This window comes from Mycolicibacterium madagascariense, assembly GCF_010729665.1.
GTDB classification, from domain to species: domain Bacteria; phylum Actinomycetota; class Actinomycetes; order Mycobacteriales; family Mycobacteriaceae; genus Mycobacterium; species Mycobacterium madagascariense.
The window spans coordinates 4,565,503-4,588,276 of record NZ_AP022610.1; the positions used below are offsets into that span (position 1 = coordinate 4,565,503).

At 69.0% G+C, this 22,774-nt stretch carries 22 protein-coding genes and 1 tRNA gene; 8 read left to right on the forward strand and 15 right to left on the reverse strand.

Translation table 11 applies throughout. The features are described 5' to 3' along the window. Positions 1 to 48: 48 nt before the first annotated feature. Positions 49 to 846, reverse strand: coding sequence for a TetR/AcrR family transcriptional regulator (locus tag G6N60_RS21505; RefSeq protein WP_163741074.1), 798 nt, complete (start codon positions 844 to 846; stop codon positions 49 to 51). Between the two features lie 170 nt (positions 847 to 1,016). Here G6N60_RS21505 and G6N60_RS21510 point away from each other — a divergent pair, with 170 nt between their 5' ends. After that, on the forward strand, positions 1,017 to 2,114 hold the full coding sequence (locus G6N60_RS21510; protein WP_163741076.1) for a ferredoxin reductase: 1,098 nt from the start codon (positions 1,017 to 1,019) through the stop codon (positions 2,112 to 2,114). Between the two features lie 13 nt (positions 2,115 to 2,127). Next, on the forward strand, positions 2,128 to 3,522 hold the full coding sequence (locus G6N60_RS21515) for a fatty acid desaturase family protein (RefSeq protein WP_163741078.1): 1,395 nt from the start codon (positions 2,128 to 2,130) through the stop codon (positions 3,520 to 3,522). Between the two features lie 164 nt (positions 3,523 to 3,686). Here the strand turns inward: G6N60_RS21515 and G6N60_RS21520 are convergent, their stop codons facing one another. From G6N60_RS21520 to G6N60_RS21545, 6 genes are all read right to left on the reverse strand, one after another. Beyond that, positions 3,687 to 4,157 (reverse strand): hypothetical protein, encoded by a 471-nt coding sequence (locus tag G6N60_RS21520; protein ID WP_163741080.1) that lies wholly within the window; start codon positions 4,155 to 4,157, stop codon positions 3,687 to 3,689. A 324-nt stretch (positions 4,158 to 4,481) separates the two neighbouring features. Then, positions 4,482 to 4,835 carry a DUF732 domain-containing protein gene (locus tag G6N60_RS21525; RefSeq protein ID WP_163741081.1) on the reverse strand — a complete coding sequence of 118 codons (354 nt, stop codon included), beginning with the start codon at positions 4,833 to 4,835 and terminating at the stop codon, positions 4,482 to 4,484. 32 nt (positions 4,836 to 4,867) lie between these two features. Further along, positions 4,868 to 5,158 (reverse strand): DUF3761 domain-containing protein, encoded by a 291-nt coding sequence (locus G6N60_RS21530; RefSeq protein WP_163741083.1) that lies wholly within the window; start codon positions 5,156 to 5,158, stop codon positions 4,868 to 4,870. Between the two features lie 244 nt (positions 5,159 to 5,402). After that, positions 5,403 to 5,476 (reverse strand) — tRNA-Leu (locus G6N60_RS21535). A 158-nt stretch (positions 5,477 to 5,634) separates the two neighbouring features. Beyond that, positions 5,635 to 6,969, reverse strand: coding sequence for a sensor domain-containing diguanylate cyclase (locus G6N60_RS21540; RefSeq protein WP_263992189.1), 1,335 nt, complete (start codon positions 6,967 to 6,969; stop codon positions 5,635 to 5,637). A gap of 209 nt (positions 6,970 to 7,178) precedes the next feature. Beyond that, positions 7,179 to 8,549, reverse strand: a complete 1,371-nt coding sequence (locus G6N60_RS21545; protein ID WP_163741095.1) for a PE-PPE domain-containing protein — start codon at positions 8,547 to 8,549, stop codon at positions 7,179 to 7,181. 10 nt (positions 8,550 to 8,559) lie between these two features. Between G6N60_RS21545 and G6N60_RS21550 the strand changes: the two genes are divergently transcribed. From G6N60_RS21550 to G6N60_RS21560, 3 genes are all read left to right on the forward strand, one after another. Then, complete coding sequence (locus G6N60_RS21550) at positions 8,560 to 8,715, forward strand: hypothetical protein (protein WP_163741097.1); 156 nt, start codon at positions 8,560 to 8,562, stop codon at positions 8,713 to 8,715. A 218-nt stretch (positions 8,716 to 8,933) separates the two neighbouring features. Continuing rightward, the gene (locus tag G6N60_RS21555) at positions 8,934 to 11,444 is read left to right on the forward strand and encodes a DUF4118 domain-containing protein (RefSeq protein ID WP_163741099.1); all 2,511 of its coding nucleotides are present in this window, start codon (positions 8,934 to 8,936) and stop codon (positions 11,442 to 11,444) included. Beyond that, positions 11,441 to 12,121: a response regulator gene (locus tag G6N60_RS21560; protein WP_163741102.1), complete on the forward strand. Its 681-nt coding sequence runs from the start codon at positions 11,441 to 11,443 to the stop codon at positions 12,119 to 12,121. Before G6N60_RS21555 ends, G6N60_RS21560 begins: the two co-directional genes overlap by 4 nt. 5 nt (positions 12,122 to 12,126) lie before the next feature. Here the strand turns inward: G6N60_RS21560 and G6N60_RS21565 are convergent, their stop codons facing one another. Further along, entirely contained in the window at positions 12,127 to 12,750 is a 624-nt protein-coding gene (locus G6N60_RS21565) for a TetR/AcrR family transcriptional regulator (RefSeq protein ID WP_246240895.1), read from the reverse strand. A 152-nt stretch (positions 12,751 to 12,902) separates the two neighbouring features. Beyond that, positions 12,903 to 13,775 (reverse strand): alpha/beta fold hydrolase, encoded by an 873-nt coding sequence (locus G6N60_RS21570; RefSeq protein WP_163741104.1) that lies wholly within the window; start codon positions 13,773 to 13,775, stop codon positions 12,903 to 12,905. A 43-nt stretch (positions 13,776 to 13,818) separates the two neighbouring features. Here G6N60_RS21570 and G6N60_RS21575 point away from each other — a divergent pair, with 43 nt between their 5' ends. Continuing rightward, a complete protein-coding gene (locus G6N60_RS21575; protein WP_163741106.1) occupies positions 13,819 to 15,690 on the forward strand; it encodes a propionyl-CoA synthetase in 1,872 nt (623 codons plus the stop codon). A 22-nt stretch (positions 15,691 to 15,712) separates the two neighbouring features. Here G6N60_RS21575 and G6N60_RS21580 read toward each other — a convergent pair whose 3' ends face one another. The 6 genes from G6N60_RS21580 to G6N60_RS21605 form a co-directional block, all read right to left on the reverse strand. Continuing rightward, positions 15,713 to 15,997, reverse strand: coding sequence for a hypothetical protein (locus G6N60_RS21580; RefSeq protein ID WP_163741109.1), 285 nt, complete (start codon positions 15,995 to 15,997; stop codon positions 15,713 to 15,715). 88 nt (positions 15,998 to 16,085) lie between these two features. Continuing rightward, positions 16,086 to 17,054 (reverse strand): Ppx/GppA phosphatase family protein, encoded by a 969-nt coding sequence (locus G6N60_RS21585; protein WP_163741111.1) that lies wholly within the window; start codon positions 17,052 to 17,054, stop codon positions 16,086 to 16,088. Then, entirely contained in the window at positions 17,051 to 17,542 is a 492-nt protein-coding gene (locus G6N60_RS21590; protein ID WP_163741113.1) for a DUF501 domain-containing protein, read from the reverse strand. Before G6N60_RS21590 ends, G6N60_RS21585 begins: the two co-directional genes overlap by 4 nt. Continuing rightward, positions 17,535 to 18,263 (reverse strand): FtsB family cell division protein, encoded by a 729-nt coding sequence (locus G6N60_RS21595; protein WP_163741115.1) that lies wholly within the window; start codon positions 18,261 to 18,263, stop codon positions 17,535 to 17,537. Before G6N60_RS21595 ends, G6N60_RS21590 begins: the two co-directional genes overlap by 8 nt. 17 nt (positions 18,264 to 18,280) lie before the next feature. Then, entirely contained in the window at positions 18,281 to 19,570 is a 1,290-nt protein-coding gene (eno, locus tag G6N60_RS21600; RefSeq protein ID WP_163741117.1) for a phosphopyruvate hydratase, read from the reverse strand. Between the two features lie 101 nt (positions 19,571 to 19,671). Then, complete coding sequence (locus G6N60_RS21605; protein WP_163741119.1) at positions 19,672 to 20,403, reverse strand: lytic transglycosylase domain-containing protein; 732 nt, start codon at positions 20,401 to 20,403, stop codon at positions 19,672 to 19,674. Between the two features lie 239 nt (positions 20,404 to 20,642). Here G6N60_RS21605 and efeU point away from each other — a divergent pair, with 239 nt between their 5' ends. Beyond that, positions 20,643 to 21,569, forward strand: coding sequence for an iron uptake transporter permease EfeU (gene efeU, locus G6N60_RS21610; RefSeq protein WP_163741121.1), 927 nt, complete (start codon positions 20,643 to 20,645; stop codon positions 21,567 to 21,569). Further along, a complete protein-coding gene (efeO, locus tag G6N60_RS21615) occupies positions 21,566 to 22,756 on the forward strand; it encodes an iron uptake system protein EfeO (protein WP_163741123.1) in 1,191 nt (396 codons plus the stop codon). The genes efeU and efeO overlap by 4 nt, the downstream gene beginning before the upstream one ends. The last annotated feature ends 18 nt before the right edge of the window (positions 22,757 to 22,774 follow it).

The following is a 22,774-nucleotide window of genomic DNA, read 5'->3' on the forward strand; positions in this document are numbered from 1 at the left end:
GACGCCGCCGGGCGCATGTCACGCGCCACCGGCCAGCTGCCAGCCGCCTCACGCCCCAGGCGTCTCGGGCACGGCTGCCCCGCCGAGGAAGGCGTCGGCGAAGAGGTCGCAGCTGGCATCGAGATCCAACAGCGTCACGTGCGGGAAGTTCGATAGGCCCGGCCGCATGACGGTGTGCACCAGCACGGGGCTGATGAACTGCTGGATCAACACCGGACCCGGAAGGTCGCGCAGGCGACCGCCCTTCACCTCGTCGTCGAGCCATGCGCCGATGATGGCGATCATCCGCAGCGCCCCGTGCTCGATGAGGACCCCGGCGCCGGGTCCAGCGGGCCGGGCCAGCGTCTCGGTCAGCACGGCCGAGAGCACGCGCGGTTCCCGCGAGCAGAGTTCGGCGAGCCCGCGATAGACCCGACGCACCGTCTCGCGCAGCCCGGTGGCCGTCGGATCGCCGAGTAGCGTCGTGACGTCGAGGGGCGGTATGTAGCGGTCGTAGACGGCTTCGAGGAGGGCATCGCGACTGCCGAAGGTGGCGTACAGGCTTGGCATCGAGCAATCCGCCCGCGCCGCAACGGCTTCCAGCGTCGCCGCCGCGACGCCACCCGCACCGATGAGCGCAGCCGCCGCGTCGACGGCACGCAGCCGGACCGGCGGCCGACCGCCGGGATCGACGCCGAGGTCGCGGACGGCGTCGTCCAGCGCCGCTCGTGAGCCGCCCAGTTGCCGCAGCAGCGTGCTGCGCGAGACGCCGAGGGCGTGGGCGACGGCGACGATCGGCACGTCGGCGACGTCGCGGCCGAGGCGTTCCGCCGAGCGCAACGCGGCGTGCACCACCTCGGACGGCACGGGATTGGATCGTCGGACTCGGCGCCTCGGCATAGCGACGATCCTTTCCGCTGACACACCGATAGAGCCAGACCCTAGCGATGTTTCAAGCCGATCGAATGCGGTAATCACCCGCATCGGGCGCAGTGGTGCGGCTCACACTCTACCGGCGACGTCGAAGGGATCACGAGATGGCGGAACGCGGTGCTCAACCGCCGGTCCCACGGGGGCGTCGACTCTTTCTCCGCGCAATCAGCAACCTGTTCAAGCCGTTGCGTCCCGACGACTACCTGGAGATGATCAACCCGCTCTGGACGACCAAGGAGCTGCGCGGCAAGGTCGAACGCGTCGAGCCGCGAGGCTCGGAGGCCGCCAGCGTGCTGATCCGTCCTAGCTACGAATGGCCCGGTCACCAGCCGGGGCAGTACGTGCGGCTCGGGCTGGTGATCGACGGCAGGTATCACTGGCGGGCCTATTCGCTCACCTCGGATCCGCAACCCGATGACGGCCTGATCAGCGTCACGCCGAAGAAGGTCGACAGCGGCGTGGTGTCGCCGTACCTGGTGGAGAAGATTCAGCCGGGCGAGGTGGTGCGGCTCGGGGAGATCGAGGGTCAGTTCACCCTTCCCGACCCCTTGCCCCGCAAGATGCTGTTCATCAGTGCGGGCAGCGGCATCACCCCGATCATCAGCATGCTGCGCAGCCTGGACCGTCGTGACGCGCTCGCCGACGCGGTGGTGCTGCACTCCGACCGCACGCGCGATCACGTGATGTTCCTGTCCACCCTCGAGGACCTCGAACGCCGTCACGACGGGGTGCGGCTCGACGTGCGGCTGACCTCCGAACGGGGACGCTTCTCGGCCGCCGAACTCGACGAGGCGTGTCCGGATTGGCGTGAGCGGGAGGCGTTCTGCTCGGGCCCCGGTGAGTTGCTCGACGAACTCATCGACCACTGGAAGCACGACGGCGATCCGGACCGGCTGCACTACGAGCGGTTCCAGCCCAAGATCGGCGGCAACGCCGGCGCCGGTGAGGGCGGCACGGTCACCTTCCTCGACAGCGACGCCACCGCCGAATGTGGCGGTGACACACCGATTCTCGAAGCCGGCGAGAAGGAGGGCCTGCAGCTGGCCTTCGGCTGCCGGATCGGGATCTGCCATACCTGCACCGGCGTCCTCAAGTCGGGCAAGGTCCGCGACCTGCGCTCCGGCGAGGTCTCCGAGCCGACCGGCCAGGACATCCGCATCTGCATCCACGCCGCCGAGGGCGACGTGGAACTCGAACTATGACGAAGGGAAGACCATGACCATCACCGCACCGAGCCCACTGTCCCGACTCACCGAGCAGGAATTCGAGAAGCTCGCCAAGGAATTCGACGCAATCCACGACGAGGTGTTCGCCGAACTCGGCGACCGCGATCGCCACTACATCAAGACCGTCATCTCGGTGCAACGCCAGATCATCGTGGCCGGCCGCGTGCTGCTGCTCGCCTCCCGCGGGCGCACGCCGTGGCTGCTCGGGACCGCCTGCCTCAGCATGGCAAAGATCCTGGAGAACATGGAGCTCGGTCACAACATCCTGCACGGGCAGTGGGACTGGATGAACGACCCGGACGTGCACTCCTCCGTGTGGGACTGGGACACCGCCTCGAGTGCCAAGTCCTGGAAGCACTCTCACAACTACATCCACCACACGTATACGAACATCCTGGGCAAGGACAAGGATCTCGGCTACGAGATCATGCGCATCGATCCCAATCAGCGGTGGCGTCCCAGCAACCTCGGGCAGCCGTTCTACAACTTCCTGCTGACGATCCTGTTCGAGTGGGGTGTCGCGGTGCACGACACCGACGTCGAGGGCCTGCTCCGCGGCGAGAAGACGTTCGCCGACCTCAAGGAGGACTTCAAGGCGATCGGCGGCAAGGCACGCCAGCAGATCGTCAAGGACTACGTCGGTTGGCCGCTGATCAGTGCGGGTGCGTTCGCGCTGGTGCAGTTGGCGCTACGGGGCCGGTTGGACCAACCGGAGCAGTCGCGGATCGGCAAGCGGCTACGGCGGATCTCGGGCCGCTCACGCGTCGGCGCCACCGCCGACCTGATGGACCGCCTGCTGCCCGGCATCGAGAGCACCTACCTGCGGACGCTCGGGGCCAATGCGCTCGCCAACGTCATTCGCAACGTGTGGGCGCACGCCATCATCTTCTGCGGGCACTTCCCCGACCAGGCGTACACCTTCACGCAGGAGGAAGTGGAGAACGAGACCCGCGGCGGCTGGTACGTCCGTCAGCTGTTGGGGGCGGCCAACATCGAGGGCAGCCCGTTGTTCCACGTCATCAGCGGCAACCTCGGATACCAGGTGGAGCACCACCTCTTCCCCGACATGCCCAGTAGCCGCTACGCCGAGATCGCTCCGAAGGTCAAGGACATCTGCGAGCGTTACGAACTCCCCTACAACTCCGGCCGGTTCGGCAAGCAGTGGTTCACGGTGCACCGCACCATCTTTCGGTTGGCGTTCCCGGGTGGGACTCCGCGCTCGAAGCCAGGCCCCTACCGCAGCCCCGACCGCGCCGCAGGGCCCGCCGGCGACAGTGAGGCGCAGCGGTTCCGCAACCGCGTGCCCGCCGAACACCCGGCGGCAGGCCCAGAACACGAGTCCGGTGGCGTGGCGGTCGAACCGCCGGCCCGCGGCAACGACTAGGGGGTCGGGGGCGGGGGCGGGGGCGGGGGCGCCGAATCACCACTCGCAGTTGGTGATTCGACGCCCCCGCGCCGTTCCTCGGCTCCAACCTCGATGACCCGCCTCGGCGAGAAGTTATTCTCTGACTTCTCGGCGCGGTAATCGTCCTTGCGCGTGAGTGGCGCTCAGCTACCCGGCAGTAGAACCGCCATGCCGCCCTTGTCCGTCGACCACTGCACGTGCTGGTCGTCGGCGATGACGTGTATCGCGACCTGTCTGTGCGGGCCGTCTCCGAGTGCGCATTCGGCGTCGCCCTCGTACCTGTTCGGGCCGACCTGGATCAGGACGACGTCGTACACCGTGATCGGGCCGTAGTCCGTCAACCCGTTGTCTGGATCGCTGACGTACTTCTGCATACTGTCCTTGGTGGTCAGCTCAGTGTCTGCGAGCGCTGCGGCCGCATCGTCGGCGGCCTTCTTCGCTGCGGCCGCGTCCTCGGCCGCCTTGCGGTCGGCGGCGGCTGCGACGACGCCCGCTTGGTTAGCTGTGGCCGTGCCGGGCACCACCGTCACCACCGGCAGCAGCACCACCCCGGCCACGACGATGACGACGAGCGTCAGCAGCGCGGCGCCGCCGTAGAGCCAGCGCCGATCCACCGGCTTGGTAACTTCTTCAACCCCCGTCACCCCTGCCCCATCGTCCACGATCTTCCCCCTCCCCCGCGGTCGAATCAGGACCGTTTGTCCACGATAACGCCTACGAGGCTGCAGTGTCGGGCGCTTAGCGCGAGGGGCTTCGGTCGTCGTTCCGGCGGCGTCGTTCACCGGGTCTTGACGCGACGGCGCCAACCGTGCCGAAACCGGACTGGCGATGGCCGGTCGGGTGCTCTCGACGCCGCGGGACCTTGGACGCGAGCCGCGAGGTCGTCGAGCATCGTTGGTTGCTAGGCGCTGGGGTGCGACGTCCCGTCACGCGGAAGGTCAACCGATCGAGTCGCTGTATTCCGGACACATGTACGTGACCGATCCGACTACCCACGCTGCCGCATCGCTGGCGCTGTGGTTGTGGCGCATCAAGTCCCGGCCCACCTGCTGATTGGTCATGCCTACGTCGAACTCATTGCAGATGGCCCAACCCATGTCGAGACTGGCGTTCCGAAGGTCGGCGGTGTCCACGCTGTCGCCGTTGCGCTCGAGATAGTCGAAGAAGCCGTTGACGTCGGTCCCAGGCCGCACACAATCGGGAGTAACGGCGTCATAGCAGTTGCCCGGCGAAGCCTTCGCGACGGCCGGAGAACCGACGGTCACCGCCGGTACGACGATCACCGTCCCCATGAGCCACACGGTCGCTTTGATAGCCAGCCTGGTCAGCTGGTGACCCATTGCGAGACCCCGCCGTGGCCCGAGCACGTCCCGGAATGATGCGTGCTGTACGAGTAGTCGCCGTCACGGCACACTGCAGTCACTCCCGCGGGAATGGCACCGCCATCGCTACCTCCCCCACCGGGAGCCGACGGGTCTGGAATGCAGATACCGTCTGAATTCTCGTATGTGCCGCCGCCGCAGGCGATTACGGTCGCCGGAGCACTAGCGGCCTGAACCAGACCGATAAGCGAGCCAGCGAAAATGAGCGCAAAGAGACCCGCCCGAACCCTCATGAAACTCCACCCCTTGCTGATCGTGAACTGACACCCCCGTCAGCGCAGTGGGACGATATCCAGATGGTCGTCTAGATCACAAGGGGCTTTCGCATCTGAGATTGGATAGCCGAGACCGCGTCTGTCAGAGGCAGACGGTCATTCGTGCGCTACCCATGCCCTGGGACTCGCGCGGTGGCCGCTCGGCCTCTCGGGATTAGCTAGCCGCCCGGTCGCCGCTGCCACCCGGCATGTGCCCATCCCGTGCCCCCAGTCGGACTCGAACCGACACTTGGCGGATTTTAAGTCCGCTGCCTCTGCCAATTGGGCTATGGGGGCTCGCAGCGCAGACGGCTAGCTGGACCCGTCCGCTGCTCTCATCTTCCTCGCCGCAGTGGCTGCGACGACCTTACTGAAGGCGCCCGCGACAGTCCGGAGGACCAATCACATTGCGCCGCGTCATCTAATGATGACGCCGTCATCAGATGATGACGCAGTCAGCCGCGGTATGGCCCGTCCTCCGGCGGCGCGACCGCGTCCCGGTCGCCCTTTCTACGCAGCTTGGGCTTCTGGCGGTACATGTCGGCGTCGGCGGTGCGCAGCAGCGCGTCGATGTCGTCGGTGGCGCCACGCGTCCAACCGACCGACGCGCTGAGGACGACCCGGCCCGCCTGGATCGGGTACGTGCCGGTCAGCGAGTAGCGGATGGCCTCCGCCAGCGCCTCGACCTCCTCCGCCGAGGTGTCCAGGCACAGCACCACGAATTCGTCACCGCCCATCCGGTAGGCCGAATGGCGGCCCTCGACGCGCGTCCTGAGCACGTTGGCGGCATGCACGAGCACCATGTCCCCCGCGGCGTGTCCGTGGGTGTCGTTGACGCACTTGAACCCGTCGAGATCGATGAAGACGACGCCCGCCGGCGCGTCGGGGTGGGCGTCGCGTGACTGATCGACGTGCTCGGTGAAGGCGTGTCGGTTCAGCAGCCCGGTGAGCGGGTCGGTCAGCGCCAGTCGGGCGAGCTCTGCCTCGGCGTGTCTGCGGGCCGTCGCGTCCTGAAACTGCGCCACGACGACGTCCTCGCCGCCATAGGCGCCGGGCACCAGCACGGCGTTGCGCTGCATCCACATCGTCGTGCCATCACACCGAAGGTAGCGGCGTTCGGAGGACACCTGCTGCACCGAACGGTCCTGCAATCGACGGAGGTCGATGTCGGCGAACGGACGGTCCTCGGGATGAATCAACTCGCGAAAGTCTCTGCCCAGCAAGTCTTTTGCGTCATACCCGAGCATGGTGCACAGCGCCGGGTTGATCTGCAGGATTCGCGCGGAGGTGGTCATGACGACCTTGCCGAACGGAGCGTTGGCCATGCTGATCTCGAAGAGCCGGATGGCCTCGTCGCGCGCCCGTTCGGCCTCGACGCGGGCGCTCACGTCGGTCACCTGAACGTAGAAGCCCCTGACCTCGCCATCGACGATGTCGGGCAGGTACGACGCCTGGGTGTACCGGGTGACGCCATGCCGGTCGATGAGGGTGCGTTCGAACAGCTGCTCTTCGCCAGACAACGCCCCCTGGATGTACGGCAAATTCAGGGCATAGACCGTCTCGCCGATGACCTCCCGCATGTGGCGTCCGCGGGCCTGCTGCGGGGTGAAACCGAAGTAGTCGACGTAGGCATCATTGGCGAGCACGTTCCTGAGGTCGCAGTCCCAATATCCGATCAGCGCCGGCAGACGGCTCAAGAGCAGCCTCAGTCGACGCTTCTCCTCCTCGTCAGGATGAGGCGCCGCCCGAGGGGGATCCACGATCCGGCGGGGTGTCTTCTCCGAGTTCATGGCAGACACCGGCGACGGACGCGCTCGCCGACGGGCCAGCGGCGAGCACGGCGCGATCCGCAGGCGCGCGAACCCACAGCTGCCTGCAGCACGTCGACCTGCCGCACCGTCGATGTCATCGACAGCGAAGTTACGGCAACGTCAGATCGCCAGCAATGAGCGCGGCCGTGACGGGCAAAGACTAGTAAGGACGTGGCCTGTGCAGGCGGTCACGCAGCGGCGCTGGCCGCGGCCTTGGACTCCTTGGCCGCCTTCTTCGCTTTGGGCTTCTTGGCCGGCTTGGCCGTGTCCTGGTCGGCACCGGACTGGGCACTGGAGTCGGCTCCGTCGGCAGCCTTGACGTGCGTGGTCTGGCGCTTCTTGGCCGGCTTGGCGGCGTCGTCATCCTTCGTGGACGGCTTGGCGGCGTCATCTTTGGTTGACGGCTTGGCGGCGTCATCTTTGGTTGACGGCTTGGCGGCGTCGTCATCCTTCGTGGTCGGCTTGGCGGCGTCATCTTTGGTTGACGGCTTGGCGGCGTCGACCTTCGCGACCGGCTTGGCGGCGGCGGTGGGCTTTGTACCGTCCGACTTCGCGGTGTCCGACTTCGCAGCCGCGGACTTCACTGCCTCAGACTTCACGGCCGAGGCCTGCACCGCGCTGACCGTCGCGGCGTCAGAAGTCTTGGCGGGCAACGTCTTCGGCTTGGGGGGCGTCCACACCAGCTTGCCAGCGTCGACGTAGGGCCCCAGGTGCGGGGTCATGCTGGAGTAGCCCGTCGCGATCAGCGGCCGCAGCAGGTCGTCGATCTGATCGACGGTCGCCTGCGGAACGCCGAGCTGCAGCAGGGGCTTGGTGATCGGAAGTTGTTTGCGCGGAACGATGTACGTGGAGGTGACGCCGCCGCGTGAACTCGTCGTCTGGGACACCAGCACCGCATCGGCCATGCTGTCCAGCGACGACTGCGAATGGTCGTTGGACCCCTTGTAGGTGTACACCGCGCCCATGGCGGCGTTCACGTCGGCAAGCAGGTTCCACGGCCGGTCCGGCGGATTGGCCCAACCGTCCCACTGCTCGTTGACCACCACCGTGTCGTACTGGCTGTCGGGCAGCGGCCCGAACGTCTTGCCGAAGAACGGCACCGTCATGCCACTGAAGTACATGTGGCCCAATCCCCTTGCCATGTCGCCGAATACGTAGAACGTGAGGTCGGCGGGGGCCGGGGCGTTCGGGTCGTTCTGCAGCGCGACCAACTCCTGGTCGATCACCAGCGTGCCCTCGCTGAGGCCCGCAACGGCCAGGGGCTGCCCCTTGACGTAGAGGTCCTTGATCATCGCGTCGAGCTTCTGCGCCCCGATGTCGGTCGACGCGTCACCGGACAGCGCACCCGGACCGGAGATGGGCCCCAGCTGCGCCGGGTAGTCCAGCGCCACGCCCGTCGTGCCCGGCAGCCAGTTCTCCCCCACCCGGGCGCCGAAGTCCAGCCACCCCTGCTGTGTCAGGCCCTGACCGGCCAGCGCCCCCTGCAGGAACGGCCACGTACTCGGACGACCCCCGTTGATGCCGATGCGGGTCTCCGCGATCGCAACGACCGGGTGCACCGACGGCAGCGTGAACGACATGCCAACCGCTACCATCAAAGAAATGAACCAGCGACGTTTCATTGAATACCTTCCCCACGCTGAACTGCCATTTCGCAGCAACGCGGCTAATCGCGGCGAAGAAGTGCAGGAAAATGCCAAAGACGTGCAAACATGCGGAATGTGACCCCGCCCACGGTCGTCACCGTCAGGACGTTCAAGCAGGTAGCTAACTAATTGATGTACCCGTCGAAAAGTGTAAACCGAGGCTCACAGCTAGGCACGTCGAAATGGCGTAGCTAATGCAATGAGGACCAATAGTCCCAGCTAGTGACACCACCCACATGCACGCCGGGGTACGGCAAGAGGGCGCTCTGCGGGAGCGCGGGGGTGGATGATGGTTAGGTGAGTTCGCAGCCGTCACCCGCCAGGTCACCCGCCAAGCGGGGTGAGTTGCGCATCTACCTCGGCGCGGCGCCGGGCGTCGGAAAGACCTTCGCGATGCTCGGCGAGGCCCACCGCAGACTGGAGCGCGGCACCGACCTCGTCGCCGCGATCGTGGAGACCCACGGCCGCAAGCGCACCGCCGAACTCCTCGAGGGCATCGAGCTGATCGCCCCGCACCTGGTCACCTACCGCGGCTCGCAGTTCCCCGAGCTCGACGTCGAGGCCGTCCTGCGGCGCCGGCCCGAGGTGGTCCTCGTCGACGAGCTCGCCCACACCAACACCCCCGGCTCGAAGAACGCCAAGCGCTGGCAGGACGTCGACGAGCTCCTCGACGCCGGCATCACCGTCGTCTCGACCGTCAACGTCCAGCACCTCGAGAGTCTCAACGACGTCGTCGCGAAGATCACCGGCATCGTCCAGCAGGAGACGGTGCCCGACGAGGTGGTCCGCCGGGCGGATCAGATCGAGCTCATCGACATCACGCCGGAGGCGTTGCGCCGCAGGCTCTCTCACGGCAACGTCTACGCCCCCGAACGCATCGACGCCGCGCTGAGCAACTACTTCCGCCAGGGCAATCTCACGGCCCTGCGAGAACTCGCGCTGCTGTGGCTCGCGGACCAGGTCGACGCCGCGCTCGCGAAGTATCGCGCCGACCACGAGATCAGCGACACCTGGGAGGCCCGCGAGCGCGTCGCGGTCGCCGTCACCGGCGGCGCGGAGTCGGAGACGTTGGTGCGCAGGGCGTTTCGCATCGCGTCGCGATCCAGTGCCGAACTGATGGTCGTGCACGTCGTTCGCGGGGACGGTCTGACGGGGGTCTCGGCTCCGCAGATGGGCAGGATCCGCGAGCTCGCCGCGAGCCTCGGCGCCACCGTGCACACCGTGGCCGGCGAGGACGTGCCCGGCGCGCTGCTCGACTTCGCCCGCGAGATGAACGCCACCCAGCTCGTGCTCGGCACGTCGCGACGGTCCCGCTGGGCCCGCATCCTCGACGAGGGCATCGGCGCGACGACGGTGCAGCGCTCCGGCACGATCGACGTCCACCTCGTCACCCACGAACAGGCCGGGGGCGCGCCCGGGTGGCAACCGACCGCCCGGGAGCAGCGGGTTGCGTCGTGGCTCGCCGCGGTGGCGGTGCCCTCGGCGACGTGCGCCGTGGTGGCCCTGTTCCTCGACGGGTTCCTCGGCATCGCCGGGGAGAGCGCGCTGTTCTTCGTGGGCGTCGTGGCGGTGGCCCTGCTTGGGGGCGTCGTCCCCGCCGCGGCCTCGGCCATGCTGTCGGGCCTGCTGCTGAACTACTTCCTGGTGGCCCCCCGCCACAGCTTCACCATCGCCGATCCCGACAGCGCCGTCACGGTCCTGGTGCTGCTGCTCGTCGCGACCGCGGTGGCCGCACTGGTCGACCGGGCGGCCAAGCGCACCAGGGAGGCCAGGCGCGCGTCGCAGGAGGCCGAGCTGCTGGCACTGTTCGCCGGCTCGGTATTGCGTGGCGCCGACCTCGACACCCTCCTGGAACGGGTCCGTGAGACGTATTCTCAACGCGCAGTGAGCATCCTGCGCGAACGCGACGGCACCGGGCGGATCATCGCCAGCGTCGGCACCGATCCCTGCGTGGACGTCCAATCCGCCGACACGGCAATCGAAGTCGGCGACGACGAGTTCTGGATGCTGATGGGCGGACGGCAGCTGGCCGCCCGCGACCGGCGGGTGCTCACGGCCGTCGCCACGCAGGCGGCCGGTCTGGTGCGCCAGCGCGAACTGCTGGCCGAGGCCGGGCACGCCGAGGCGATCGCCCGCGCCGACGAACTGCGCCGCTCGCTACTGTCCGCCGTCAGCCACGACCTGCGCACGCCGCTGGCCGGGGCGAAGGCAGCGGTATCGAGCCTGCGCGCGGACGACGTCGGATTCTCCCCGGAGGACACCGCCGAGCTGCTCGCGACGGTCGAGGAGTCGATCGATCAGTTGACCGCGCTCGTCGGCAACCTGCTCGACTCCTCACGCCTAGCCGCCGGCGTCGTGCACCCGGAATTGCGCCGGGTCTACCTCGACGAGATCGTGCACCGCGCGCTCGTCGGATTGCCAAGGGGGACGACGGAATTGGGTCGCATCAAGGTCGACGTCGGCGACACCGCGGTGCTGGCCGACGGCGGGCTGCTGGAACGCGTGCTGGTCAACGTCGTCGACAATGCGACGCGGTACGCGCGCGACGGCATGGTCCGGGTGACGGCCGGTCGCGTGGGTGACCGCGTGCTGATCAGCGTCATCGACGAGGGCCCCGGCGTGCGACGCGATCTGGTCGACGAACTGTTCGCCCCCTTCCAGCGACTCGGCGACCACGACAACACCACCGGCGTCGGCCTCGGCCTCTCGGTGGCCAAGGGCTTCGTCGACGCCATGGGGGGGAGCATCTCCGCCACGGACACCCCCGGCGGCGGACTGACCGTCGAGATCGACTTGGCCGCAGCATGACTCGCGTACTGGTGATCGACGACGAGCCGCAGATCCTGCGCGCACTGCGCATCAACCTCTCGGTCCGCGGATACGAGGTCACGACCGCGGACACCGGCGCGAAGGCCCTGCGCGTCGCCGCCGAACACAAACCGGACGTCGTCGTGCTCGACCTCGGGCTGCCCGACATGTCCGGCATCGAGGTGCTCGAGGGGCTGCGCGGGTGGCTGACCGCACCGGTCATCGTGCTGTCGGCGCGCACCGACTCCTCGGACAAGGTGGAGGCCCTCGACGCCGGCGCCGACGACTACGTCACCAAGCCGTTCGGGATGGACGAGTTCCTGGCCCGCCTGCGGGCCGCGGTGCGTCGCGGCGCGGCCTCGGTGGAGACCGACGAGCCCGTCGTGGAGACCGCGGCGTTCACCGTCGACCTCGCCGGCAAGAAGGTGACCCGCCGGGGCGCCGAGGTACACCTGACGCCCACCGAGTGGGGCATGTTGGAGGTGCTGGTCCGCAACCGCGGCAAGCTCGTCGGCCGCGAGGAGCTGCTCAGGGAGGTGTGGGGACCCGCCTACGCCAAGGAGACCCACTACCTGCGGGTGTACCTCGCCCAACTGCGTCGCAAGCTGGAGGACGACCCGTCGCACCCGAGGCATCTGCTCACCGAGACCGGCATGGGGTACCGATTCGCCCAGTGAGGCGGCTACCGCGGCACCAGCAGGCGGCGTGCGACGTCGAGGAGCGGCTCGTACAGCGCCAGCAGGGCCTGCGGATCGTCGTCGACGAGGGCGTTGGTCACCAGCGTCGAGATGGCCGAGACCAGCGCCCGGCACGCGAAGCGGTCCTCGTCGCCGCGGGCGTCGAGCACGTGGGCGACCACCGCGACGAACTGGCGCTGCATCGTCAGCCGTTCGACCATCGCGTCGGCGCCGGCGGCGTAGACGCCCAGCAGGTACAGCCGCGACAGGGCGGGGTTGGTGGCCATCACGGTGAGGTAGGCGTGCAGCAGCGTCGCGAAGCGTTCCATGGGTGCGGCGCTGGCGGACGTATCCGCGACGGCCTCGATCACCGTCTGCTGCCTGCGGGCCCACCCGGCCATGAAGCAGTCCTGCTTGGAGCTGAACAATTCGTAGAACGTCTGCCGGGAGACGCCGGCCGCCTTGATGATGTCGGCCACGCTGGTGTCGTGGTAGCCGTTTGCTGACATCGCAGTCTCGAGCGCACCGAGGATGCGCGTGCGCTGATGGTCCTTGACCTCGTCGCGGCTTAGCCGCTGCCGCCCCGGCCGGAGTTGAGTGCTGATCTTGATGCCTTCGTCGCGTCGCACCTGGATGCTTGCCAGGCCGAATCCATTGTAGGTAGGCAGCTGGGAAGAAAAGCGATTGCGATCGATGAACAGTGGTGTCTATATTTGCTAGGACGGGCGGGTCCAGAAGGGGGGACTGGATCCGCCCGGTCCTCGGCACCGCGCTCGCGGGGCTAACCCGTCTCGGCCGCCAGCGCGACGAGGCGGGCGCGCACGACGTCCGGGCGTTCGTCGATGACGAAGTGTCCCGACTCGACGGGTTCGAAGGTGTAGTCGTCGGCCCGCGCGGTCGCCGGCGACGCCAGCGAGTGGTGCACCGCGAAGTCGGCCATCCCGAACACCGCGCGGATCGGCACGGATGTCCGTCTTACCTCGGGTTGCCTTGCCTGCGAACGCAATTCGTGCAGCAGGAAGGTCCGGTAGGTGTCGGTCGCCGTGCGGGCCACCACCGGGTCGCGGAATCGCTCGGCATATACGCGGGCATCGGCAGGTGAGATTCGGTGCGCCTTGGGACCGAAGGCGAAGACGACCCGCTCCAGGTACGGCGTCCGCTCCTGCAGGAACCTCCCGATCGACGCCACGAAGGGCTGATAGGCCAGGAACCGCCAGAAGTGCGGCAGGATCGTCCTGGGCGTCTGCCACGGATGGGCCATGTTCATCACCAGATAGCCGTCGAAGCGCTCCGGCGCCTTGAGCACCATGCGGTACCCGACGAACCCGCCCCAGTCGTGCCCGACGAGCAGCACCCGGTCCAATCCGAGCGCGTCCATCAGCGCCAGCACGTCGTCGGCGACGTCGTCCTTGGCCCACCGGTGCGGCGCGGGTCCCGACCAGCCGTAGCCGGGCAGGTCCGGAGCAATGATGCGCAACCCCTGCGGCGGATTCGCGAGCAGATCCCGATACACCCAGTGGTGCTGCGGCCAGCCGTGTAGCGCGAGCACCGGCCGACCGTCCTGCGGGCCGGATTCGGTGACGTGGAACCGCACACCACGCGCCTGCACGAACGACCGCCGTACCCCGTCGATCGGGGGAGCAAAACTAGTCATACGTCCAGGCTATGGGACCGCCGAAACCGCTACGCTCCCCGGTATGCCCGGGTACCGCGACCTGTTCGACGCCAGCATCGCCGACCCCGAGACGTTCTGGGCGCAGGCAGCGCAGGCGGTCACCTGGACCAGGGCGCCCCAGACGATCCTCGACGACTCCCGCCCCCCGTTCTACCGCTGGTTTCCCGACGGGGAGCTGAACACGTGCGCCAACGCCCTCGACCGCCACGTCGACGCAGGCCGCGGCGATCAGGCCGCCCTGATCTACGACTCACCCCTGACGGACGGCAAGCGCACCTTCACCTACCGGCAACTCCGCGACGAGACCGCGCGCTTCGCCGGCGTCCTGCGCGGTCTCGGCGTCGGCAAGGGCGACCGCGTCGTCATCTACCTGCCGATGGTGCCCGAGGCCGTCATCGCGATGCTGGCCTCGGCCCGCCTCGGCGCCGTGCACTCAGTGGTGTTCGGCGGGTTCGCGGCGCACGAACTCGCCGCGCGCATCGACGACGCGCGCCCGGCGGCGATCGTGACGGCGTCGTGCGGCATCGAGCCCACCCGCATCGTCGACTACAAGAGCATCGTCGACGCCGCGCTCGACCTCGCCGACCACGACACCCCGGCGTGCGTGGTCCTGCAGCGCGAGCAGGCCCCGTGCGAGCTCGTCGCCGGCAGGGACGTGGCGTGGACCGACGCGATGGCCGACGCCCAGCCCGTCGACCCGGTGCCCGTGGCCGCGACCGATCCGCTGTACGTGCTCTACACCTCCGGCACGACGGGCAAGCCCAAGGGCATCGTCCGCGACAACGGCGGCTACGCGGTCGCGCTGCTGTGGACCATGCGACACCTCTACGACGTCGCGCCGGGCGAGGTCTTCTGGACCGCGTCGGACGTCGGCTGGGTCGTCGGGCACTCCTACATCGTCTACGGCCCGCTGCTCGCCGGGGCGACGACGCTGCTCTACGAGGGCAAGCCGGTCGGCACCCCCGATGCCGGTGCGTACTGGCGCGTCGTCGCCGAACACGGGGTCAAGGCGCTGTTCTCGGCACCGACGGCGATCCGCGCCATCAAGAAGGACGATCCCGACGGCACGCACCTCGACCGCCACGATCTCTCGGGGCTGCGCTACCTGTTCCAGGCGGGCGAACGGCTCGACCCCGCCACCTACCACTGGGCCGTGGAGAAGCTGGGCATCCCCGTCGTCGACCACTGGTGGCAGACGGAGACGGGCTGGGCGATCGCGGGCGCGCCGATGGGCGTCGAGGCCATGCCGCTGAAGGCGGGTTCGGCCACCGTGCCGATGCCCGGCTTCGACGTGCACGTGCTGCGACCCGACGGAACCGATTGCGCGCCAGGGGAAGAGGGCTCGATCTGCGTCAAGCTGCCGCTGCCCCCGGGCACGCTGCCGACGCTGTGGGGTGACGACGAGCGCTTCGTCGCGTCCTACCTGTCGGCCTTCCCCGGCTACTACCTGTCGGGTGACGGGGGTCATTTCGACGAGGACGGCTACCTGTTCGTCATGGGTCGCACCGACGACGTCATCAACGTTGCAGGACACCGACTTTCGACGGGCGCGATCGAGGCGGTGCTGGCGACGCACCCGGCCGTCGCGGAGTGCGCCGTCATCGGGGCCGCCGACGACCTCAAGGGTCAGGTGCCGCGCGGCTTCGTCGTGCTCAAGTCGGGCGCCTCGGCCGACGGGCTGGTGGGCGAGTTGGTCTCGGCCGTGCGCAACACCATCGGCGCGGTCGCCGCCCTCAAACGCGTGGATGTCGTTGCGGCACTACCGAAGACGCGATCGGGAAAGATCCTGCGCAAGACGATGCGCGGGATCGCCGACGGCCGCGACGAGCCGGTGCCCTCGACCATCGAGGACATTGGGGTGCTGGAGGCGTTGACGCCGATCCTGCGATCGTGACGGGGCCCGCCGCGGTCGGACGCTAGCTGGCCTCGGCGGCCGGTTCGGCCTCGGCGCGCAACCAGCTCGGAAACGGCAGCGGGGCTTCCTCGGACCGGTTGCTGTCGGCGGCGAAGCACGCGAGGCTGGCGACGAAACTGAGCAGCGCGACGGCGCCGAGGGTGCCCGCGGTCGCGATGGCGCCGTTGCCCAGGGCCACGATGCCGATCACGGTGGCGACGACGGCCCCCAGCATGGTGAGCAGCCCGCTGGTGGCCAGGAACTCCGACGTCGGATCGTCGCCAGTGCGATTGCTGTGATCAGCCACGGTGTTGCCTCCCCTTCACGAGCCCACGCCTTCTCGGGCAGGCAGTCTTTACCCCGGGCCGAGGCCCGCAAAACCCGTCGGGCCCCGCTCAGGCGATCGACAGGACGATGCCGTCGAGGATGTCGTGCTCGCTGACGACCAACTCGGCGATGCCCGCGCGCTCGCCCAGGGCGCGGGCCAGCTCCTGCACGACGATGGCGCCTCCGCCGATGACGTCGACCCGGCCCTCGTGCATCGGGCCCAGCGCCGCGCGCTGGCTGCGGGTCATGGCCAGCAACTCGTCGCACACCCTCGTCAGGTCGCCGAAGCCGACCCGCGACAGATGGATGACGTCCGAGTCGTAGGCGACGAGGTTCATCGCCAGCGCCGCCAGCGTGGTCATGGTGCCCGCCACGCCGACCCACGTCCTGGCCCGCTCCACCGGCACGTCGGCGAACGCCGCGGCGAGCGCGTCGCGGACCACCGCGCGCGCATCGGCGATCTCGGCGGCCGTCGGCGGGTCGGACCTCAGGCACCGCTCGGTGAGCCGCACGCAGCCGATGTTCGCCGAGTGGCTCGCGTAGCCCATGGTCGCCGCCGGGGCGGCTCCGTCCACGTCGGTCGAGCCGAGCACCACCTCCGTCGACCCGCCACCCAGGTCGACGACCACGAAAGGCGCTGCCGCGGAATCGAGTTCACCGATGGCGCCGCGGAAGGACAGCTCGGCCTCCTCGGCGCCGGTGATGACCTCGGCGACGGCGCCGGGCACGGCGGCGCCGAGGACGTCGGCGGTCATCGCGAAGAACTCGTCGCGGTTGCCGGCGTCGCGGGTCGCCGACGTCGCCACCATCCGGACCGTCGGCACCTCGTGCTCCCGCAGCAGCGCGGCGTAGTCGACCAGCGCGGCGCGGGTCCGCTCCAGTGCGGCCTCGGCGAACCGGCCGGTGGCGTCGACGCCCTCGCCCAGTCGCACGATGCGCATCTCGCGGTGCACGTCGCGCACGCGCCCGTCCTCGACGTCGGCGATCAGCAACCGGATCGAGTTCGTCCCGCAGTCGACGGCCGCCACTCGGGTCATGCCCACACCTCTCGATCGATGATCCCGGCCATCGCGGGCTCGTCGGCCAGCACCGCGAGCGCCTCGTCGCCGAAGGGGTTCACGCCGGGACCCTTGGCCAACGCGTGCGCGATGACGACGTGCAGACACTTGACGCGGTCGGGCATGCCGCCGCCGGAGAACGTGGTGCCGAGCGGTTCGACGGCATCGCGCTCGGCGAGGTAGGACTCGTGGGCCCGGCGGTAGGCGGCCGCCAGGGCCTCGTCTGCGGCCAGCCGCTCGGTCATCTCGCGCATCAGGCCCGAGGACTCCAGCCGGCTGGCAGCCGCGGTCAGCGCGGGATGGGTCAGGTAGTACAACGTCGGAAAGGGCGTTCCGTCAGGCAGTTTCGGCGCCGTCTTCACGACGCCGGGCTGGCCGTTGGGGCAGCGATAGGCGATCTCCAGGACACCGCGCGGTTCACGGCCCAGCTGCTGGGCGACGGCGTCGAGATCGGCGGGGTCAACCACCGGGCGGCGGCGGTGGAGGGGGCGGCGGAGACTCCGGCGCGGGCGGCGGGCCCGGCGGCCCCGGCGGGGCAGGCGCCACGTCGAGACCCTGCGGGATCTGCGAAACCCCGTGCGGCGCATCGGCAATGGTGTGCCACAGCGTGGTGTACCAGGGTTGCCCGCTGGGCGGCTTGGCGGGATCGACGCCGGGCGCGGCGACCGGGGCCTCACCGCTCGGCGGCAGCTGCACCTGGTAGGGAATGTCGCCGGGCATCACGAAACCGAGGCGCTCGCGCGCCTGCGCCGCGATGTACACCGGATCGCCGAGCTTGATCTTCTGCTGCTGCAGATCGGCGATCTGCGAACGCAATTGGCTCTGCGCGTCGGCCAGCTGCTTGATCTCGGTGCGCTGCGAGAAGTACGTCCGCACCGGCCCCGCGATGGTGAGCGTCAGCACGCACACGACGACGGCGAGGATCGCCGCCCGGCGGGCCGCCGACCCCAGCCGTTGTTCGGACTGCTGTTCGGCGGACTCGGCGATCGACTGCCGGATCGGCTGGAGGATGCCGGTCGGGGTGTCGTCGTCCTCGAACTCGTCGGCGCCCGCCTCCGGTGCCGGACGCGGCTCGATCACCCGCGGTTCTCGCCGGATCGGGGATGCCCCACGCGGGCGACCGCCACCCTTGCCCGGACGGGACGCAGGTGCGCGCCGCCGCGGGTCGGGTCGCTTCGCGTCGGGCATGACCCTCGGCCTCCGAATTACCTTGTCTCGACGGAGAATCGGGGGAAGGCCAAGTCGCCGGCGTAGCGCGCGGCGTCACCCAGTTCCTCTTCGATGCGCAGCAGCTGGTTGTACTTGGCGACGCGCTCGCTGCGGGCCGGCGCACCGGTCTTGATCTGCCCGCTGCCCACGGCGACGGCGAGGTCGGCGATGGTGGTGTCCTCGGTCTCCCCGGAGCGGTGGCTCATCATGGTGCGGTAACCGTTGTTGTGCGCGAGCGCGACGGCGTCCAGAGTCTCGGTGAGCGTGCCGATCTGGTTGACCTTCACCAGCAGGGCGTTGGCGGCACCCTTGTCGATGCCCTCTTCGAGGCGTTCGGGATTGGTGACGAAGAGGTCGTCGCCGACGATCTGGATGCGGTCCCCGATCGCGGTGGTCAGCGATACCCAGCCGTCCCAATCGTCCTCGGACAGCGGGTCCTCGATCGACACCAGCGGGTAGGCGTCGAGCAGGTCGGCGTAGAAGTCGGCCATCTGCTCGGCGGTCCTGGTCTCCTTCTCGAAGGCGTAACCCTTGCCCTCGGTGTAGAACTCGGTGGCGGCGACGTCGAGCGCCAGCGCCACGTCGGCCCCCAGCGTCAAACCGGTGGCCTCGATGGCCGAACTGATCAGGTCGAGTGCGGCGCGGGTGCCTGCGATGTCGGGCGCGAAGCCGCCCTCGTCACCGAGACCGGTGGCCAGCCCCTGCTTCTTGAGCACCGACTTCAGCGAGTGATACACCTCGGCGCCCCAGCGCAGCGCCTCCCGGAAGGACGGCGCGCCGATCGGGGCGACCATGAACTCCTGCACGTCGACGCCGGTGTCGGCGTGCGCGCCGCCGTTGACGATGTTCATCATCGGCACGGGCAGGATGTGGGCGTTGGGCCCGCCGACGTAGCGGAACAGCGGCAGCGCCGCGGCGTCGGCGGCCGCCTTCGCCACGGCGAGGGACACCCCGAGGATCGCGTTCGCGCCGAGCCTCGACTTGTCGGCGGTCCCGTCGCAGTCGAGCAGCGCCTGGTCGACGAGCCGCTGGTCGTCGGCGTTGAGGCCGATCACCGCAGGCGCCAGTTCGTCGCCGACGGCCTTGACGGCCCGTTCGACGCCCTTGCCGCCGTAGCGGTCTCCCCCGTCGCGCAGTTCGACGGCCTCGTGCTCACCGGTCGACGCGCCCGACGGCACCGCGGCGCGGGCGGCCGAACCGTCGTCGAGAGCCACTTCGACCTCGACGGTCGGGTTGCCCCGGGAGTCGAGGATCTCTCGCGCTGCGATCTGCTCGATGACGGGCACTGACGTCTCCCTCGTGTCGGGGGGTGTTACGGACTTGCTTGCAAGGGCACAGCCTAGAGCGTCGCCTTGGCGGCTGCCGCCGCAGTCGCGGGCGGCGCTGGTTAGAGGGAGTGTCCCGCGGCGTAGGCGGTCGCCCAGTCGCGGACGGTGCGGGCGTACTGGTCAGACAGGTTGTAGGCGCGCAGCGCGTCCATCCAGCCGCGCGGCTTGCCGAGGTCCTTGCCGCGCCAGCACAGGTATCCGGCCGCCGACAGCGCCGCGTCGTCGATGTTGTCGGGGCTGATGACGCCGTCGTTGTTGGCGTCGACGCCGTACAGCCGCCACGTCTCGGGGATGAACTGCATGGGGCCCATCGCGCGGTCGAACAGCGGGTCGCCGTCGAGCTTGCCGCCGTCGGTGTCCGGGATCGCGAGGTTGCCCATCGTGCCGTCGAGCATGACGCCGCGGATGGGCGGGCGGACGTCCCCGTTGGGCAGCACCCGCGACCCGCCGTAGGTGCCGTGGTGGCTCTCGACCATCCCGATGCCCGCGAGCGTCGTCCAGGCGACGTGGCACTTCGGGTTCTCCACCTCGGCGACCCGCGCCGCGTACGCGTAGGCCTCGAGCGCCGTCACCGGGATGCCGAGGGCGGGCGCGCGCCGCGCGGCCCAGTCGTGCAACTGATCGGCGGGACGCCCCTTGGCGTGGGTGTCCACCTGCGGCACCGGATCCCCCGGCGGGGGCGGCACGCCCTCGGGGATGGGGATGCCCGCCTGCCACGAACACGAGGACGCCATCAGCAGGAACGCTGCCACGATCACCGTCACGGCCCGCAGCCAACGCACTGGCGACACCGGACTCCTCATCACGTTCAGATTCCGCGCACGCGGATGCGAGACGAATGTGTGCGCAGGCGAGCAGCACAACGACTTCCCGCCATCGTCCCATGCGTCCGCATCGTGCCTCGCGAACGGCGGTCCCGCGGTCGGGTGAGACGGCTTTGGTTACCTCGGCGGGCTTGCTAAGGTGAGCCACACCTAGCATTGGCAAGGCAATGCTTGGTTCACCAAGCCTGAGTAGCGAGGACGACACCATGACGGCCCTCTTGGACGCTCCCGCCACCGTGCTCGCCGCCGGCCCCAGCGTCTCCTCGCAGCTGTTCGGCAGCGCCCTCATCGGCGTGCGCGAGGGCCTCGAGGCCGCGATCGTCGTCACCATTCTGTTCGCATTCCTGGTCAAGTCCGGCCGCCGCGACGCGTGCAAGTGGGTGTGGCTCGGCGTCGGCGCCGCGATCGCCGCGACCGTCGCGGTCTTCCTCGCGATCCAGATCGGCCAGAACACCATCTCGGGCCTGGGCGCTGAGGCCATCGCCGGCGTCGCATCGCTGACGGCCGTCGCGATCGTCACGACGATGGTGCTCTGGATGCGCAAGGCCGCCGCAGGCATGTCCGGCCAGCTGCGCGGGGACATGGCGCGCGCGCTGGAGGCGGGCCCGCTCGCCGTGCTCGCGCTGTCGTTCCTCGCCGTGGGCCGCGAGGGCGTCGAGACCGCACTGTTCATGGTCGGCTTCGCCGAGGCCAAGACGCTGTGGCCGCTGACGGGCCTCATCGCCGGCGTCCTCGTCGCCGTCGCGATCGCCTACGCCATGTACCGGGGTGCGCTGCGGATCAACCTGGCGAAGTTCTTCAAGTACACCGGCGCGTTCCTCATCGTCGTCGCCGCGGGCATCCTCTCCTACGGCATCGGCGCGCTGCAGACCGTCGGGTGGCTGCCCGGGCTCGCGAGCCGACCGTTCGACATCAGCTCCTGGATGGACTGGTCGAGCTGGTACGGGCAGGTCGTCCAGGGCGTCTTCAACGTCACCCCGACGCCGACCTGGCTGCAATTCATCGGCTGGACGCTGTACCTCGTACTCGTCCTGTTGGTCTTCCTGCGCCCCACGCCGGCGCCGGTCACGCGGACGGACACCCCGCCCGCGGACACCCCCGCAACGAGCACATCCGAAAGGTCGACCAGGTGAACCCCTCCGAGAACGTCGCTCCCATCGCCGCGCGGGCAGGTATCGCTGCGGCGACCGCACTGCTGGCGGGCCTCTCGCTCGTCGGCTGCCAGGCCAAGGAGTCCACCCCCTCGGGCAGCACCTCCAGCGGTAGCGCGGCAGGCGACCAGATCACCGTGGCCGCCACCGACACCACGTGCGAGCTCTCCGGTACCAAGAGCGGTACCGGCCCGGCGACGTTCGTCGTCACCAACAACGGCACCAAGGTCACCGAGTTCTACGTCTACGGCGCGGGCGACCGGGTCATGGGCGAGGTCGAGAACATCTCCCCCGGACTGCAGCGCAAGCTCGTCGTGCAGCTGCCCGAGCCCGGCACCTATCAGACCGCCTGCAAGCCGGGCATGATCGGCGACGGCCTGCGCGGCGACTTCACGGTCACCGGCGACGCCGTCCAGATCGACACCGAGGGCAAGTTCAAGGAAGCCGCCGACAACTACAAGCGCTACGTCAACAGCCAGACCGATGCGCTGGTCCCGGCCGTCGACGCCTTCGTCGCGGCCGTCAAGGCCAGGGACGTCAACGCCGCCAAGGCCCAATTCCCGGTCGCGCGAACGTATTACGAGCGCATCGAGCCGGTCGCCGAGTCGTTCCCCGACGACCTCGACCCGCGCATCGACCTCCGCGAGGCCGACCTGGAGCCCGGCCAGAAGTGGACCGGCTTCCACGCCTTGGAGAAGCAACTCTGGGTGACCGGTCTGCAGCCCGACGCCAACGCGCTCGCCGACCAGCTGGTGGCCGACGTCAAGGAACTCGACGCGGGCGTCAAGGCACCCGGCTTCACGGTCGACTCCACCAAGATCGCCGGCGGCGCGCAGGGTCTGCTCGACGAGATCAGCAAGAGCAAGATCAGTGGCGAGGAGGACATCTTCAGCCACACCGACCTCTGGGACTTCAACGCCAACCTGCAGGGCAGCCAGACCGCGGTCGCCTCCGTGCGTCCCATCCTCGACGAGCGCGACGCCGACCTCGGCAAGAAGGTCGATCAGCGCTTCAGCGAGTCCGAGGCGCTGCTGGCGAAGTACCGCCAGGGCGATGGCTTCGTGCTGTACGACACCGTGACCGAGCCGCAGCGCCAGGAACTGTCGCGCTCGATCGACGCGCTGTCCAATGAGGTGAGCCAGGTGCAAGGTGTCATCGCACCCCAGTAATCCCCCCGGCGACGCGCC